This window comes from Staphylococcus gallinarum (assembly GCF_000875895.1).
GTDB lineage: Bacteria > Bacillota > Bacilli > Staphylococcales > Staphylococcaceae > Staphylococcus > Staphylococcus gallinarum.
Genome location: NZ_JXCF01000114.1, coordinates 1 through 241, shown reverse-complemented (window position 1 = coordinate 241; position 241 = coordinate 1). Strand labels below are relative to the sequence as shown.

Here is a 241-nt window from a genome sequence, read left to right as displayed (position 1 = left end):
AATAAGGATAGCCATGGCTACAAGAATATTACTATACACTCCAGAAGAATAATTTATAAATTCCAGAACTAGTTTACGATTAATCAATTGTAGTGACAATAAACCTCCTACAATTGCTATTCCTGTTCCCTCTGATAAAAAACTTGTGAAATTTAGCAAACTCATTCCAGAAGCAACTTCTTCTTCAGAAAGACTACTTGATACTATTTTTGATATAACTGTTTTAGTAAAAGATAATCCG

General features: G+C 30.7%; 1 pseudogene. It reads right to left on the bottom strand.

From position 1 onward, the window contains the following. Positions 1 to 241, bottom strand: a pseudogene (locus SH09_RS13680) (hypothetical protein); the annotation flags it as partial.